The organism is Marinifilum sp. JC120 (assembly GCA_004923195.1).
Lineage (GTDB): Bacteria > Desulfobacterota > Desulfovibrionia > Desulfovibrionales > Desulfovibrionaceae > Maridesulfovibrio.
This window is the reverse complement of the sequence record RDSB01000127.1, coordinates 1-653: the sequence shown is the minus strand read 5'-3', so window position 1 is coordinate 653 and position 653 is coordinate 1. Positions and strand designations below refer to the sequence as shown.

Genomic DNA, 653 nt, shown 5'->3' with positions numbered 1-653 from the left:
CCGCGCGGTCACCCAAGTGGCAACGGTATCCGGCTACGACCCGATAAAGCAAAAATACATGTTGGAGTACATTCACAATGAAAAACAAAGCTAAAATAAACTTACTAATTTTATTGGTAATTTTACTGTTCCCGGAAATAGCTTCAGCTAATGGAATTAATGAATTCAAAGGCCCTATGGAAAAAGTATTAGGAACCGTTGCTGGGCCTACTGGTGGAATAATTGCTGCTATCGCGCTCGCAATCTCAGGGATTACCTTCATCATGAAAAAAGCTGAGCTGGGTGAGGGATTTAAGATGCTCCTGAGCATAATTATGGGAGCCTGCCTTATAGCTTGTTGCACCGCCATAATGAACGCTGTTTTCACTTTCACTGGAGCAGCCCTGTGAGTTTAAATCAAGAATTAATTGTGAGGACGGTTGTCATTCACCGTTCGTTGCACAGACACACTCTGGTCCTTGGTGCTGAGAGAGAATTGGTCATGTCTTCCGCTCTGATCAGCTTCATTCTTGTCGTGACCGGCAAAGATCTCATCTCTGCCGGCGCAGCTCTCTTCCTTTGGCTCACCAGCGTAATTCTGCTCCGAATGATGGCGAAAGAAGATCCTCAAATGTCACAGGTATGGCTGAGAAGAAACGCATACCAGACCGTAT

General features: G+C 45.3%; 2 protein-coding genes. Both read left to right on the top strand.

Annotated features, from left to right (window positions below; translation table 11 throughout):
• Positions 1-77: 77 nt before the first annotated feature.
• Complete coding sequence (locus D0S45_20680; protein ID TIH06689.1) at positions 78-389, top strand: conjugal transfer protein TrbC; 312 nt, start codon at positions 78-80, stop codon at positions 387-389.
• A partial coding sequence (locus D0S45_20675; protein ID TIH06690.1) for a conjugal transfer protein TrbD occupies positions 386-653 on the top strand: 268 nt, incomplete at its 3' end. The genes D0S45_20680 and D0S45_20675, both read left to right, overlap by 4 nt.